We start from the raw sequence: 14,811 nt of genomic DNA on the forward strand, positions 1-14,811 counted from the left end.
CGGTGCTGCGAAAGCGGCATCCGAGCCCCGCCATGACGAAAGAGCCCGCGCCATTGCTGAGCTCGCAAGAGTCCGAGCCGTTGCTGAGCTGCGATGCGGCGGGGCTGCGCTGGTCGCTCGCTCGGCGCCCCGGCACGCAGCCTGATCGAGCCCGGGCCTGGATGGTCCTGCTGCATGGCGCGGGCGGCGACGAACGCAGCCTGGCGGCGTGGTGGCCGTGGCTGCCGCAGGAGGTGCTCGTGCTCAACCTGCGCGCGCCCCGGCCGATGCCGCGGGGCGGCTGGTTCTGGTACCCGGTGCACTTCCGGCGCCGGGGCCCCCATGTGTCGCACCCCGAGGTGGACGGGGCGCTGGAGCAGCTGAGCGAAGTCCTCGCGGCCCTGCCCGGTGCCGTCGGCGTGGACCCCGCGTTGCCGCTCGTGCTGGGCGGCTTCAGCCAGGGCGGGGCATTGGCCTGCGCCCTGGGGCTGCTCGATGCGCCGCGGGTCGCGGGGCTGGTCCTCGTCGGCACGCGCCTGCTCAGCCGAGCGCAACAACGCGCAGCGCACGCCCCCCCGGCCGGGGGAAGGCCCGCCTTCATCGCTCATGGCGCGAACGACACGACGATTCCGCCCGCGCAGGCGCTGCGCATGGCGCGGCGGCTCGGTGAGCGCGGCTGGCGCACCGAGCTGGTGCTCGCGGCGGGCGGGCACGAGACGCCCGAACCGGCGTTGCCCCGGCTGCGCCGCTGGATGGGCGAGCAGATGCTGCGGGGCTGCCGTTCGCATGCCTCAAGTCATGACACATTTGCATGAACGCGCGGATTTCGCGGCCCCCTCGCGGCCGATACTCGTCACCCCCCGGCGCGCCGGGGCAGGAGATGCCATGACGACCCCCAAGACCGTGCTGTCCGATGCCGAGCAGGCGTTGCGCGACGCCGCGCTCGAATACCACCGTTCCCCCAGCCGCGGCAAGATCGCGGTGCTGCCCACCAAGCCGCTGTCCAACCAGCGCGACCTCTCGCTCGCGTACTCGCCGGGCGTGGCCTATGCCTGCCTCGCCATCGAGGAGAACCCCGCGCTCGCGGCCGATTACACCTCGCGCGGCAACCTCGTCGGGGTGGTCACCAACGGCACCGCGGTGCTCGGCCTGGGTGACATCGGTCCCCTGGCCGGCAAGCCCGTGATGGAAGGCAAGGGGTGCCTGTTCCGCAAGTTCGCGGGCATCGACGTGTTCGACATCGAGCTGGCCGAGAAGGACCCGGACAAGCTGGTGGAGATCATCGCCGCGCTGGAGCCCACGCTCGGCGGCATCAACCTCGAGGACATCAAGGCGCCCGAGTGCTTTTACATCGAGCGCAAGCTCAAGGAGCGGCTGAAGATCCCGGTGTTCCACGACGACCAGCACGGCACCGCGATCATCTCCGCCGCGGCGCTGCTCAACGGGCTGGAGCTCACCGGCAAGAGGATCGACGAGGTCAAGCTCGCCGTCTCGGGCGCGGGCGCGGCGGCCATCGCCTGCGTGGACCTGATGGTGCAACTGGGCCTGCGCCGCGAGCACGTGTACATGTGCGACTCCAAGGGCGTGCTGCACCACGAGCGCGAGGACCGCCTGGACGAGTCGAAGCGCCGCTACGTGCAGCGCACGAGCGCGCGCACACTGGCCGACGTGGTGAAGGACGCCGACGTCTTCCTCGGCTGCTCGACCGCGGGCGTGCTGACCGCCGAGATGGTCCAGACGATGGCACCGCGCCCGCTCATCCTCGCGCTCGCCAATCCCGAGCCCGAGATCCGGCCCGAGGTGGCCAAGGCCGCGCGCCCCGACTGCATCGTCGCCACCGGCCGCTCCGACTACCCCAACCAGGTCAACAACGTCCTGTGCTTCCCGTACATCTTCCGCGGCGCGCTGGACTCCGGCGCCACCTGCATCACCGAGGAGATGAAGGTGGCCTGCGTGCGGGAGATCGCCGAACTCGCCAAGGCCGAGGTGAGCAACGAGGTGGCCGCCGCCTACCCCGGCGAGGAGATGCGCTTCGGCCCCGAGTACCTCATTCCCAAGCCGTTCGACTCGCGCCTGATCCTGCGCATCGCGCCGGCGGTCGCCAAGGCCGCGGCCGACTCGGGCGTGGCCACGCGGCCGATCGCCGACCTCGAGGCCTATCGGGAGTCGCTGCTGCGCTTCGTCACCCACACCGGCCTTTTCATGCGGCCGGTGTTCATGGCGGCGCGGCGCGCGCCCAAGCGCATCGTGTTCGCCGAGGGCGAGGACGAGCGCACGCTGCGCGCGGTGCAGATCGGCCTGGAAGAAGGCATCGTGCGGCCCATCGTCATCGGCCGCCCGGCCGTGGTGGCGCAACGCATCGAGCGCGCCGGCCTGCGCTTGAAGCCGGGGGTCGATTTCGAACTGACCAATCCCGAGGACGATCCGCGCTTCCGCCCCTACTGCGAGGCGTATCACCTCATCAAGGGCCGCGACGGCGTGACGCCCGAGGCGGCGAAGACGGCCGTGCGCCGCTCGAACACGCTGATCGCTTCGCTGATGGTGCGTCTGGGCGATGCCGACGGGATGCTGTGCGGCCTGGTCGGGCGCTACGACAGCCACCTGGAGCACGTGCGCGACGTGATCGGCTTGCGGCAGGGCGTCTCGGGCTTGGCCGCGCTCAACGCGCTGATGCTCGACAAGTACACCCTCTTCATTGCCGACACCTTCGTCAACGAGGACCCCTCGGCCGAGCAGTTGTGCGAGATCGCGGGCCTGGCGGTCGAGACGGTGCGCCATTTCGGGCTCACGCCGAAGGTGGCGTTCCTGTCGCATTCGATGTTCGGCTCGAGCCAGCGGCCCTCGGCCCGCAAGATGCGCGCTGCGCGCGACATGTTCCGGGCGCGCATGCCGGGGGTGGAGGCCGACGGCGAGATGCAGGGCGATGCGGCACTGAGCGAATCGGTGCGGCAGAGCTTTCTGCCCTCCTCGACGCTTTCGGGCACCGCCAACATCCTGATCCTGCCGAACCTGGACGCGGCCAACATCCTCTTCAACGTGCTGAAGATGACGGGCGGTCAGGGCATCACGGTCGGGCCGATCCTGCTCGGTGCGGCGGCCCCCGCGCACGTGCTCACGCCGTCGGCCACCGTGCGGCGGGTCGTCAACATGACGGCCCTCACCGCGGTGGGCGAACTGCTGACCCGGCCCGAGTAGTAGGGGCCGCTCAGCGCGGCCGGCGGCGCTCCTGCGCCGCCTGGCAGGCCGCGCAGCGGCGAGCGGCCGGGTGCGCGGCCAGGCGGGCCTCGCCGATCTCCTGGCCGCAGTCCTCGCATTGCCCGTAGGTCCCGCGCGCCATCCGCTGCAAAGCGGCCTCCACTTCGCGCAGTTCGTGCAGGTCGCGCACCAACTCGGCGTCGCCGATGCCCAGCTGGATCTCGGCGCTGGCCTCGTCGCCGCGGTCATGGGCTTCGCGCACCACGGCTTCGGCTTCGCTCGCATCGCGCAGGCTCGCCGCCCGCACCTCGGCACGCAACTCGTCCAGGCGCTTCTGAAGGCGCTCGCGCAGCAGGTCGGTACCGGCACTCGTCATGGGCGCTCCCATCGTCATCGGCCCCCTCACTGCGCTTCGCCGCTGCGCACCAGCAGCACCGGCACGGGGCTGCTGCGCACCACCAGTTCGGCGTCGCTGCCGAGGATCAGGTGGCTGAGGCCGCGGCGGCCGTGCGTGCCCATGACGATGAGGTCGGCATTGAAGGACTGGGCTTCGGCCAGCACGGCCCCCGCCACCCGGCGGTCCACCGTCTCGCGCAGCGCGGTCTCGGCCTGCACGCCCTGGTCGGCCGCATAGCGTTTGGCCTTGTCCAGCACCTCCTCGCCGTAGCGCTTGAGCGTCTCGTGCATCTGGCCCAAGTCCGTGGTGCCCGACAGGTCCAATGCCAGCGCGTACTCGTCCACCACGTGCAGCACGCGCAAGCGCGCGTTCTGGTCGCGCGCCAGCGCCACCGCTTCCCTGAAACCCCGGTCGGAGGCGGAGCTGCCGTCCACGGGGGCGAGGATACGTTGATACATGTCTGTTCCTTTCAGGGCATGAAACTGTCCGGCGTGTGCAGGCCATTCTTCGCGCCAGCCGGGCGCGGCGGCTTGACGCAGCGCAAGTGGACGGCGTTTGACGGTGGGCATGGAGCGCGTGCACCGGTCGTCTGCGTTCGGGCTGCGGCCGGTCGCCCTCTTGACCCTGCTCAAGCCGGGCCCGGCGCGGCCGGCTAGGCTGCACAGGTCAAGCGCGGTGCGCAGCGCGGCCCCGGTCGGGTCGCGGGGGGCCGCGCCTCGTCGGGAGGAGCTCTTGAGCGTTCGCAATCTCGAACATTTGTTCCGACCCCGCTCGGTGGCGGTGATCGGCGCCACCGACCGGCCCGGGAGCATCGGTTCGCTGGTCATGCACAACCTGCTGTCGGCGGGCTTCGAGGGCCCGGTGTGGCCGGTGAACCCCAAGCACCCCACGGTGGCGGGCCTGCAGGCTTGGCCGGACGTGGACACCTTGCCCGAAGTGCCGGAGCTGGCGGTGATCTGCACCCCGGCGGTCACCGTGCCGGGGCTCGTGCAGGCGCTCGGCCGACGGGGCACGCGCGCGGCGGTGGTGCTCACCGCCGGACTCAAGGCGCGCGAGCGGCCGGACGGCCCGACGCTGGAGCAACGGATGCTGGAAGCGGCGCGCCCGTACCTCCTGCGCGTGCTCGGGCCCAACTGCCTGGGCCTGCTCGTGCCGGGCGTGCGGCTGAACGCGAGCTTCGCGCACACGCATGCGCTGCCGGGGCGCCTGGCGTTCGTCTCGCAGTCCGGGGCGCTCGCCACGGCCTTGCTCGACTGGGCCAACTCCCGCGGCATCGGTTTCTCCCACTTCGTCTCGTTGGGCGACAGTGCCGACGTCGATGTGGGCGATGTGCTGGACTGGCTGGCGAGCGACCCGGCCACCCGGGCCATCCTGCTCTACCTGGAGTCGGTCCAGTCGGCGCGCAAGTTCATGTCGGCAGCGCGTGCCGCGGCGCGCAACAAGCCCGTGCTCGTGGTGAAGTCCGGCCGGGCGCCCGAGGGCGCGCGGGCGGCGGCTTCGCACACCGGCGCGTTGGCGGCGTCCGACCTGGTGGTGGATGCCGCGATCCGACGCGCCGGCATGTTGCGCGTGCTCACGCTGCAAGAGCTGTTCGATGCCGCCGAGACACTGGCACGCGCTCGACCGCTCGCCGGGGAGCGCTTGGCGGTGCTCACCAACGGGGGCGGCGCGGGCGTGCTGGCCGCCGACGCGCTGGCGCTGGCCGGCGGGCGGCTCGCGCCGCTGGCCCCTGAGACGCTCGCCGCGCTCGACCGGGCGCTGCCGGCCACGTGGTCGCGCGGCAACCCGGTGGACATCATCGGCGACGCGCCGGTCGCCCGCTACACCGCGGCGCTGGAGGCGCTGCTGGCAGCCGACGAAGTGGACGCCGTGCTGCTCATGCATGCGCCGACGGCCGTGGTGCCGAGCGCCGAGATCGCGCGGGCCTGCCTGCCCCTCGTGCAGCAGGCCCGCAAGCCGGTGCTCACCTGCTGGCTCGGCGGCGACGTCGTCGAGCCCGCGCGACAGCTGTGTGCGGCGGCCGGGGTGCCGACCTACGACACCCCCGAGCGCGCCGTGACGGCCTTCTTGCAGCTGGTGGAGTACCGCCGCAACCAGGACAGCCTCCTGCAGACGCCGCCTGCGCTGCCCGAGGCGCCGCGTCGCGATGTCGCCCGGGCGGCCGACGCCGCCTCGGCAGACGGAGCAGCGGCTGCGACGGCCCGATACACCGCCGCCGCCGACCGGCCCGCGGCGCGCGCCATGCTGCAGCGCGTGCAGGCCGAGGGCCGCGAGATGCTCAGCGAGCTCGAGGCCAAGGCGGTGCTGGAGGCCTACGGCATCCCCACCGTGCCCACGCGTCTGGCGCGCGACCCGGACGAGGCCGCCCGCTGCGCGCAGGCGCTGGGCTTCCCGGCGGTGTTGAAGATCCTCTCGCCCGACATCAGCCACAAGTCCGACGTCGGCGGCGTGGTGCTGGGCCTGCAGGACGCCGCCCAGGTGCGCGAAGCTGCGCGGGCGATGAGCGAGCGCATCGCGCGGGTGCGCCCCGGCGCGCGGCTGGCCGGCTTCACGGTGCAGCCTCAGGTGCGCCGGCCGATGGCCCGCGAGCTCATCGTCGGCGTCTCGCAGGACCCGGTCTTCGGCCCGGTGATCCTGTTCGGCCAGGGGGGCACGGCGGTGGAGCTGCTCGCCGACCGCGCGATTGCGCTGCCGCCGCTCAACATGGCCCTGGCTCGCGAACTCGTCTCGCGCACACAGGTGGCCAAGCTGCTCGGCGCGTGGCGAGACCATCCGGCCGTCGACGCGCAGGCGCTGCATGCGGTGCTGGTGCGCGTCTCGCATCTGGTGTGCGACCTCGACGAACTCGCCGAGCTCGACATCAATCCCTTGCTGGCCGACGAGGCCGGCGTCATCGCGCTCGACGCGCGCATGCGCGTGCGGGCCGGCCAGCCTCCCGCGGCCTCGCGGCTGGCGATCCGGCCCTACCCGAAGGAGCTGGAAAGCCTGCACCCGGTGGACGGCCAGCAGGTGCTGGTGCGCCCGATCCGGCCCGAGGACGAGTCGCGGCTGCGCGACTTCTATGCGAGCGCACGGCCCGAGGACGTGCGCCTGCGGTTCTTCGGCCCGCGGCGGGAATGGGCCCACAGCGAGCTTGCCCGCTATTCGCAGATCGACTACGACCGCGAGATGTGCCTCGTCGCGTTGCCGGTGGAGGCCGAGGGGCACCCCTCGCCGCAGGCACCGCTGCTCGGCGAGGTGCGCGCGCTGTGCGACCCCGACAATCGGGAAGCCGAGTTCGCGATCCAGGTGCGCAGCGACTGGCAGCAGCGGGGCCTCGGACGCCTGCTGCTCGCCTTGCTCGCGGACCACCTGCGCCGGCGCGGCACCGAGCGCCTGGTCGGCATGTGCCTGCGCGAAAACGTCGGCATGGCGCGCCTGGCGCGTTCGCTCGGCTTCGAGGTGCGCGATGCCGGCGGCGGCGTGATGGCCCTGCGGCTGGAGCTCGGCGCCGGAGGCCACTTGCCGTCCGGCTCCGCCGCGCAGGAGCTTCCGTCCTCACTGTTTTGACCGAAGGAGCGCTCCATGGCCTACCGTCAGATCCTCGTCCATCTGGACGACACCGAGCGCTGCGAGGCGCGCATCCACTACGCCGCCGAGCTCGGCGCGTTGGAAGGGGCCCATCTGATCGGGTGGGCGCCGACGGGCTGGGCCGACATGCCCGCGAGCGTCGGGCGCGCGGTGGCGGGGCCGACCTATCTGCAGCTGTCGATGGACTACCTGATCGAGCAGGCGCGCAACGCCGCACGCCGCTTCGATGCGCTGCTCGCCCCCCGCACGGATGTGACCCACGAATCGAGGGTCCATCACGGCGAGGCCGTGGAATCGCTGATCGCCGCAGCGCGCACCGTCGACCTCGTCGTCGTCGGGCAGCCGGCCCCCGAGGACCGCTCCACCGTGCAGCGCGAGCTGGCCACGCAGGTGGTGCTGCGCAGCGGGCGGCCGGTGCTGGTGGTGCCTCACATCGGGGAGTTCCGGTGGACGAACGGGCCGGTGGTCGCCGCCTGGGACGGCGGGCGCGAAGCCGCGCGCGCGATGGCCGACGCGCTGCCCCTGTTGCAGCGCGCCTCGCGCGTGCACCTGGTGTCGGTGCGGCCCCGCGAGGATGCCGACGCTCGCATCGCGCTCGGCGCGGTGCAGCAATGGCTCGAGCGCCATCGTGTGCAGGCGCACGTCCATGTCGAGGTCAGCTCCGTGCCTGCCGGCGAGGCGCTGCTCTCGCGCGCGGCCGACTGGGGCGCGCAGTGCCTGGTGATGGGAGGCTACGGGCACCCGCGCTGGGCGGAGTTCGTCCTCGGCGGGGCCACGCGCACGATGCTCGGTCAGATGACCTTGCCGGTGCTGATGTCGCACTAGGATCGGCCGTCGTGCCAAGGGGCCGTGCCCGAGGCAGAGGAGACTCTCGTGACCGACCGCTATCTCGACTTCGCGAACTCACCCCTCGGGCAGCGGCTGCTCGCCGCGCTCGGTCTGCCGCAACCGGCGCCGCTCAGGCGCTGGCAGCCGAAGTCGTCCGAGTTCCCGGGCCCCGTCGTCGTGGGCGGACCGCCCGACGGGGCGTTGGGCGAGCCGATCCGGCGCACCCTGGCGGCGTGGGGCGCGCCGCTGTTCTCCGAGGCGCAGGGGGCGGCCCCGTCCGGCAGCGCCCACGCGCTCGTGCTCGATGCGAGCGGCATCGTGGCCGCCGAGGGGCTGCGCCTGCTGTTCGACTTCTTCCAACCCCGCCTGCGCTCGCTGGCCGCCTGCGGGCGCGTGCTGGTGCTGGGGCGCCCGCCCGAGACCGCGGTCGCTCCTTCAGCCGCCCTCGCCCAGCGCGCCCTCGAAGGGGCGGTGCGCTCGATGGGCAAGGAGCTGCGCCGCGGCGCGACGGCCAATCTCGTGTACGTGGCTCCCGGTGCCGAAGAGGCGCTGGGCAGCACGCTGCGCTTCTTCCTCACGCCGCGCTCGGCCTACGTCGCGGGCCAGGTCGTGCGGGTGGGCGTGCCCTCGAACGGCCTGCCGGGGGCCGCCTGGCCGGCCGATGCGGCTCGGCCTCTGGCCGGCCGCACGGCGGTCGTCACCGGTGCGGCCCGCGGGATCGGAGCTGCCATCGCCCGCGTCCTGCATCGGGAAGGTGCACTCGTCATCGGCGTGGACGTGCAGGCCGCCGAGGTGGACTTGCAGCGCGTGTGCAACGACCTCGACGGGCGTGCGCTGCCGTTGGACATCACCGCCCCCGACGCAGCGCAGCGCATCGCCGAGCGCGCCGGGGGCCGCGTCGACGTGATGGTCCACAACGCCGGCATCACGCGCGACAAGCGGCTCGTCAACATGCGCGAGGACCAGTGGCAATCGGTGATCGAGGTGAACCTCGCCGCCCAGGAGCGCATCACCGAGCGGTTGCTCGCCGCGGGGGCCCTGCCGCCCGGCGGGCGCGTGGTGTGCCTGTCCTCCATCGCGGGCATCGCGGGCAACGGCGGGCAGGTCAACTACGCCGCGGCCAAGGCCGGCGTGATCGGGCTGGTGCAGGCCTATGCGCCGATCCTCGGTTCACGCGGCGTCACCATCAACGCCGTGGCCCCGGGCTTCATCGAGACGCAGATGACGGCGGCGATTCCCTTCGCGATCCGCGAGGCCGGCCGCCGCATGAACGCGCTGGGGCAGGGGGGCCTGCCGGTGGATGTCGCCGAGGCCGTCGCCTGGCTCGTCCACCCCGGCTCCGCCGGCGTCAACGGGCAGGTCCTGCGCGTGTGCGGCCAGAGCTGGCTCGGTGCATGAGCAGGGGGCGGCGCCACTCCCGCGTCCTCGTCACCGTCGTCTAACCCTGAGGTCGACCCGCCGCGCAACGCTCGGCGCGTCAGCGGGGTCAGCGGGCGCGATCGGCCTCGCCCACCAGCTCGTCGGGCGATGGGCGGCAAGGCCAGGGCCCGGCCCCCTCGCTTGCGCTCCAGTGGCCGGCGCGCAGCTGCGCACGGAACGACCCGGGGCTGGTCTGGAACCAACGCCGGAAGGCATGCTGCAACGCGCTCGGCTCCGAGAAGCCGAGCAGTTCGGCCACCTGCGAGACCGACAAGCCCCACTGGAGGTAGCGCGCGGCGGCGTGGCGCCGCACCTCATCGACCAGCTCCCGAAAGCGCCGTCCTTCGCCTTCCAGCACCGCGCGCAGCTTGCGGGGAGACTGCTCCAGCAGTTCGCTCACGCGCTCGAACGTGACCTCCTCGCGGCGTTGGATCAGCGCCGAGATCGCGAACATCACCCGATTGCCCACCGGGGCCTCGCGCTCCAGCCGCCGCTTGAGCTCGTCGGCCTTCTGCGTGAGGAAGTGCTGCAGGTAGCTGTCGGCCGTCCGGACCGGCAGGTCCAGGTAGCGCGCATCGAACGCGAGGCTGTTGTCGTGCGCGAGGAAGGTGACCGGTGCGCCGTCGAAGGCCTGATGGTAGGCCTGCGCACAACCGGGGTCGGGATGCATGAAGCGCACCGCATGCGGTCGCAGCGGCTGTCCCGTGAAAGAGCGGCCGAACCAGGCGGCGAGCGCCAGGAAGTGCTCGGCGAACCACCGCGAGTCGTAGCGGGGGTCGCGGCAGGTGTAGAGGAAGCGCGCGTGCGAGCCTTCGACGATGAAGTCGACGTCGTCGGCCTCGCACAGCAGGGGCGCATACTTGCGCCAGTGCTCCAGGGCCTCGCGCAGTGTGCGGGAGCGCATCCCGACGTGCGCGACGAAGTGCAGTTTGTTCTCGGGGTAGTGCAGATGCAATTGCAGCGCGACACCGGGGTTGCGCGTGGCCTCGGCCGCGAGCTCCCAGAGCCTTTCGATCTGCGACAGCGGCAGGCGTGCGTCCGGCTCGTACATCCGCCCCGTTTCGATGCCGGTGGCCTGCGCGATCCGAGCGTCGGTGAGGCCGTGCCTGTGGAGCAGGCCGATCAGCGCGAGGGCCGATTCATACACGGCAGCGGTGGGCTCGCGCAACGCGGCGCTGGCGCGCCCTGAGGGCGCAGCGCGAGTGGCAGACGTCGATCGCGTCGTGCTCATTGTGTCTCCTACGACCTCCTGCGACGCCGCAGCACCTGCGGCTGGCAGGTGCCTTGCGCGACGGACAGAATCCGGGTGCTGGTGTTGTTCTGCCGATGATGAGCCGGTTCCGCGGGCTTCGTGTGGCCCGCAGTGTTACAGCAGGTGTGGCCCGCCGCCATCGCGGCCGGATGAGCGACGCGACGAGGGCGACAGCCGTCCACCGAGAGTCCGATCGGCCGGCGCCGTTGTAAATGCGGGTAACCCATGTGGCCATCTCCGGTCGCCCGCCCGTCCCTCGCACGGGCGGATGCGGGGAAGGCCGGGATGCGGCTAGACTGCGGGCTTTGCCGCGTGCGACGCGCCCGGGCCCCGGGCCCTCGCGCCTTGCGCGCATGTCCACGACCCAACCACTGACGGATTGCGATCCCTATGAACAAAGCCGAACTCGTCGATGCCATCGCCGCCGATGCCGATCTGTCGAAGGCCTCTGCCGCCCGCGCGCTGGACGCCTTCATCGCCAACGTGACCAAGGCCCTGGCCGCCGGAGACTCCGTCTCTCTGATCGGCTTCGGCAGCTTCTCGGTGTCGGAGCGCGCCGCGCGCACCGGCCGCAACCCGCGTACCGGCGAAGAGATCACCATCGAAGCGAGCCAGGGTGTGAAGTTCACCGCCGGCGCGACGCTCAAGTCGGCTGTCCAGAAGAAGAAGTGATCCCGGCCTCGCACGCGCCGTGGTGTCCGCCAGGACGCTGCCGGCGCGGCGAAGCCCCGGCGCGGCCACGCGCCTGTTCGCGCAAGCGCCCTTCGCGCGCTGCATCGCACGCAAACGCTCAAGCGCAGCGATCCCGCTCGAGCAAGTCCGCAATGAGCTCGAGCGCCACCTCGACGTCGTACGGCTTGCGCAAGAAGCCGTCGTAGCCGTCGAAATGGCAACGCACCACTTCTTCGGCCACGCTGCTGTTCATCAGGATGCGGATGTGATGCATCTGCCCCTCGGCGCGCATCGCGCGTCCCATCTGCGCGCCGTCCATGACGGGCATCATGAAGTCGAGCACCACCAGGTCGGGACGGACCTGCGTGGCGCATTCGAGCCCCTGGCGCCCGTTTGAGGCGCAGAACACCCGGTAGCCCAGGTCCTCGAGAATCAGGCTGAGGATCTCGGCGTGGGCCGGCTCATCGTCGACGACCAGTATCGTCTTCACGCTGCACCCCTCCACGGTTCGCTCGCCCTGCCGGGCTCTCGCCCGGCGTCCCGCCGCTGCCCCGCGTTTCCGCGCCGCCGCCTGCGCCTCGCGCGACGACGCCTCACCCCCGAGCTCGTCGAGGCAAGCCGCCAGGGGAGGGCACTGGGCCGTCATGACCGTGGAGCGTCGTCGTCCAACAGGCTGAAGCGTAACGACTTGCGCGTAGGCCCATTGGCGTCTTTGTGTAACAGCCCGCCCGCCGGCCGGTCGCGGCAGGGCCTCGCGTGCGTTCGATCTCCGCGCCCCGGGCGCCCGGCACGCAGCTTGCTCTTTGTCGTCTGCCCCGAGCGCTGCAACCAGGTCGATTCAGCCTCCTTTCCGACACCGACCCCTCTTGGAACGGCCTGGGCTCGGGGACTTTTCGAGGGACTGCCGCGGCAGCCTGGCGCCGGGCGATGGATAGGAGTTACGCAATTGCAGAAATGTTTGCAATCGGCGGCCCTCCCGCGCAGGCCGCCGGGGGCTGGGGAACCGGTGCGCGAGCGGCGGTAGCCGTAGGAGGACTGTGTGGAATTCATGCCTGAACGACAGGAGATGCTGACGGTGGAGCTGGCGGTGCGCTACGGCCAGCAGGAAAGCGATGCGTACCGCGTGCAGGTGGGGCCCCTGGCCGATCCGGCCGGCAAGCTCGACATCCAACTGCGCAGCCCGACCATCGGTGCGTCCTCGCAGTGCTGCCTGCCCGCGCGCTTCGTCAGCAGCTGCGACAGCTTGGCCGTGCTCGCGATCAAGGCATCGATTCACGCCCTGTTCGGACAGGAGCGTCCGGCTCCGCGCATCGTCGGCGCGCCGGAATGGTCCGCGGCCTCGCTCCTCATCACCCGTGTGCGGCCTCACCTGACCCAGACGCTGCGCCGCTACGAACTCACCGTGGAGACGCCGCTGACCGCCTGCCTGATGCGCTATCAGGGCCAGACGCTCGCCGCGATGGAGACGTTCGAGCTGTGCCGCGAGGATGCCGATCCGCTCTATGCGCTCACTCGCCTGACGTTGCGCAGCGAGCACGCACAGGCCCAGTCCCTCAAGCAGCCGCTGGGCAGTGCCCGCGGTTCGGAGCGGCGACCCGAGCCGACCATCCTGCGGCCCGCGACCAGCGGCCTCGACGCGCGGGTCCTGCGCTGATCGATCGAAGTCCTCCCGCACAGGCGCCCCCCGCCCCACCGGCCGGGGGCGTCTTGTCATTCAGGGGCGCCCCTGCCGGTCGCGCTCCTGCCGCTTGCCGATCACCGAGTCGAGGGCGCGCTCCATCTTCGCGGCCGCCTGCCGCACCGCCTGCTCCACGTTCACGGCGTGCTCGGTCACCGCAATCGGCTCGTGGCCCGTGATGCGCGCCTCGATCATGCAACGCACGTCGGCGTCACCCCCCTTGTGGCTGTTCACATCGTTCAGATGCAGCTCCACGCGCGTGAGCTGGCTCTCGAAACGGCCGATCGCCTGCTCGACCAGGCGCGTCACGGAGGCGTTGAGAGACTCCCCGCCCTGGATGTGATGGTCGGTGTTCACCTGCACTTGGATCATCGTGTCTCCTGCCTGATGCAACGCACTCCTCGTGCACGTGGCGTGCCGGCTGCACGTGCATGGCGAGGCTCGACGCGCGTGCTCGCCGTCCGCGACGTGGCCCGCGCCCGGGGGAAACCCCGAGACCTGCGAGCGCAAGATCGAGACCAAACTGGACCCTTGCGTGCGGCTGCTGGGGCGTGGGGTCTGCGTTCCAGCGCGTGCGCAACCCGCGCTGCGCGGCCCGGGCGGGCCCGGCCGGCAGAGGAGGCGAGCGATGCTGTGGCGTGTTCTCACCCGTTCCAAGACCACCGATCACCACCGCTGGGGCTACCTCGTGTTCCTGCTGGCCGCCGCTCCCCCCGTCGTCACGTGGGGGTCGGCGTCGCGCTGGGGCCACTGGGACTCGTGGGCCTGGTACACGCCGCTCATGTACTTCGTGCTCATCCCGCTGGCGGACCTCGTGGTGGGCACCGACACGCTCAACCCCGCTGCGCAGGATGTGCCGCGGCTCGAGCGCTCGTGGTACTTCGCGGCGTTGCCGCTGCTGTGCGTGCCCTTGCAGATCGGCCTGATGCTGTGGGGGGCCCACGTGTTCGCCACCGCGCCTTTCGGGCCGCTGGGCGCGCTGGGCTGGGTGGTCTCGATGGGATGCCTGGGTGGCGTGCTGGGCATCAACGTCGCGCACGAGCTCATTCACAAGCCCACCCGCGCCGAGCAGTGGGGCGGAGGGCTGCTGCTCGCGTCGGTGCTGTACGGCTCGTTCAAGATCGAGCACATCTACGGCCACCATGTGGACGTCGCCACCCCGCGCGACAACTCCACCGCATACCGCGGCGAGCACGTCTACCACTTCATCGGCCGGGCCTTGCGCCACAACGTGCCGCGCGCGTTCGAGCTGGAGCGCCGTCACACGCTGCGGCGCGGTGGGCGGTGGCGCTGGTGGCGCAGCGAGGTGAGTCTGTGGTTCGCATGCAGCGCGGTGTTCTGCGCGCTGTGCGTCTGGATCGCGGGCGGCTGGCTCGGCGCCGTGTACTTCGCCGGCCAGGCCTTCATTGCGGTGTGCCTGTTGGAGATCATCAACTACGTCGAGCACTACGGTCTCATGCGCCGCCAGTTGCCGGACGGCCGCTACGAGCGCGTGGACCCCAAGCACTCGTGGAACTCGGACTTCCTCGTCACCAACATGTTCCTGTTCCACCTGCAGCGGCACTCCGACCACCACGCCCACGCCGCACGGCGCTACCAGCTGCTGCGGCATTTCGACGAGAGCCCCCAGCTGCCGTTCGGCTACGCGGCCGCGGTCGTCGTGGCGCTGTGTCCGCCCCTGTGGCGACGTCTCATGGACCCGCGGGTGGACCGCCACATGGAGCCACTGCGGCGGCAACCGATTCAACCCGCTGCCGGTTGAAGGCGAAGGCCCGCTGCGGCTGGGGCCACGCTCACCTCGGGCCAGCGACCGCACCGGCC

13 protein-coding genes are annotated in these 14,811 nt (G+C 71.6%); 8 read left to right on the forward strand and 5 right to left on the reverse strand.

The features are described from left to right. The first annotated feature begins 32 nt into the window (after positions 1-32). Both OMP39_RS01965 and OMP39_RS01970 read left to right on the forward strand, forming a co-directional pair. On the forward strand, positions 33-794 hold the full coding sequence (locus tag OMP39_RS01965) for an alpha/beta hydrolase (protein WP_264893133.1): 762 nt from the start codon (positions 33-35) through the stop codon (positions 792-794). A 70-nt stretch (positions 795-864) separates the two neighbouring features. Continuing rightward, entirely contained in the window at positions 865-3,174 is a 2,310-nt protein-coding gene (locus tag OMP39_RS01970) for an NADP-dependent malic enzyme (protein WP_264893134.1), read from the forward strand. A 10-nt stretch (positions 3,175-3,184) separates the two neighbouring features. Here the strand turns inward: OMP39_RS01970 and OMP39_RS01975 are convergent, their stop codons facing one another. Both OMP39_RS01975 and OMP39_RS01980 read right to left on the reverse strand, forming a co-directional pair. Further along, positions 3,185-3,550, reverse strand: coding sequence for a TraR/DksA family transcriptional regulator (locus OMP39_RS01975; RefSeq protein ID WP_264893135.1), 366 nt, complete (start codon positions 3,548-3,550; stop codon positions 3,185-3,187). A 26-nt stretch (positions 3,551-3,576) separates the two neighbouring features. After that, positions 3,577-4,029 carry a universal stress protein gene (locus OMP39_RS01980; protein ID WP_264893136.1) on the reverse strand — a complete coding sequence of 151 codons (453 nt, stop codon included), beginning with the start codon at positions 4,027-4,029 and terminating at the stop codon, positions 3,577-3,579. Between the two features lie 274 nt (positions 4,030-4,303). Between OMP39_RS01980 and OMP39_RS01985 the strand changes: the two genes are divergently transcribed. Genes OMP39_RS01985 through OMP39_RS01995 form a run of 3 tightly spaced genes read left to right on the forward strand, consistent with a single transcriptional unit; the run spans position 4,304 to position 9,367 of the window. Beyond that, positions 4,304-7,120: a bifunctional acetate--CoA ligase family protein/GNAT family N-acetyltransferase gene (locus tag OMP39_RS01985; protein WP_264893137.1), complete on the forward strand. Its 2,817-nt coding sequence runs from the start codon at positions 4,304-4,306 to the stop codon at positions 7,118-7,120. A 15-nt stretch (positions 7,121-7,135) separates the two neighbouring features. After that, positions 7,136-7,966: a universal stress protein gene (locus OMP39_RS01990; protein ID WP_264893138.1), complete on the forward strand. Its 831-nt coding sequence runs from the start codon at positions 7,136-7,138 to the stop codon at positions 7,964-7,966. Between the two features lie 48 nt (positions 7,967-8,014). Further along, positions 8,015-9,367 carry a 3-oxoacyl-ACP reductase gene (locus tag OMP39_RS01995; protein WP_264893139.1) on the forward strand — a complete coding sequence of 451 codons (1,353 nt, stop codon included), beginning with the start codon at positions 8,015-8,017 and terminating at the stop codon, positions 9,365-9,367. Positions 9,368-9,455: 88 nt separating this feature from the next. Here the strand turns inward: OMP39_RS01995 and OMP39_RS02000 are convergent, their stop codons facing one another. Beyond that, positions 9,456-10,619 carry an AraC family transcriptional regulator gene (locus OMP39_RS02000; protein ID WP_264893140.1) on the reverse strand — a complete coding sequence of 388 codons (1,164 nt, stop codon included), beginning with the start codon at positions 10,617-10,619 and terminating at the stop codon, positions 9,456-9,458. A gap of 411 nt (positions 10,620-11,030) precedes the next feature. On the opposite strand from OMP39_RS02000, the gene OMP39_RS02005 reads away from it, so the two are divergent. After that, positions 11,031-11,312: an HU family DNA-binding protein gene (locus OMP39_RS02005; protein WP_264893141.1), complete on the forward strand. Its 282-nt coding sequence runs from the start codon at positions 11,031-11,033 to the stop codon at positions 11,310-11,312. 118 nt (positions 11,313-11,430) lie between these two features. Here OMP39_RS02005 and OMP39_RS02010 read toward each other — a convergent pair whose 3' ends face one another. Then, positions 11,431-11,802 (reverse strand): response regulator, encoded by a 372-nt coding sequence (locus tag OMP39_RS02010; RefSeq protein ID WP_264893142.1) that lies wholly within the window; start codon positions 11,800-11,802, stop codon positions 11,431-11,433. Between the two features lie 549 nt (positions 11,803-12,351). Here OMP39_RS02010 and OMP39_RS02015 point away from each other — a divergent pair. Next, positions 12,352-12,966 carry a hypothetical protein gene (locus OMP39_RS02015; protein ID WP_264893143.1) on the forward strand — a complete coding sequence of 205 codons (615 nt, stop codon included), beginning with the start codon at positions 12,352-12,354 and terminating at the stop codon, positions 12,964-12,966. Positions 12,967-13,026: 60 nt separating this feature from the next. On the opposite strand, the gene OMP39_RS02020 is transcribed toward OMP39_RS02015, so the two are convergent. Further along, on the reverse strand, positions 13,027-13,362 hold the full coding sequence (locus tag OMP39_RS02020) for an HPF/RaiA family ribosome-associated protein (RefSeq protein WP_264893144.1): 336 nt from the start codon (positions 13,360-13,362) through the stop codon (positions 13,027-13,029). A 256-nt stretch (positions 13,363-13,618) separates the two neighbouring features. Here OMP39_RS02020 and OMP39_RS02025 point away from each other — a divergent pair, with 256 nt between their 5' ends. Then, positions 13,619-14,752 carry an alkane 1-monooxygenase gene (locus OMP39_RS02025; RefSeq protein WP_264893145.1) on the forward strand — a complete coding sequence of 378 codons (1,134 nt, stop codon included), beginning with the start codon at positions 13,619-13,621 and terminating at the stop codon, positions 14,750-14,752. The last annotated feature ends 59 nt before the right edge of the window (positions 14,753-14,811 follow it).

Source organism: Schlegelella aquatica (assembly GCF_026013905.1).
GTDB classification, from domain to species: domain Bacteria; phylum Pseudomonadota; class Gammaproteobacteria; order Burkholderiales; family Burkholderiaceae_C; genus Caldimonas; species Caldimonas aquatica.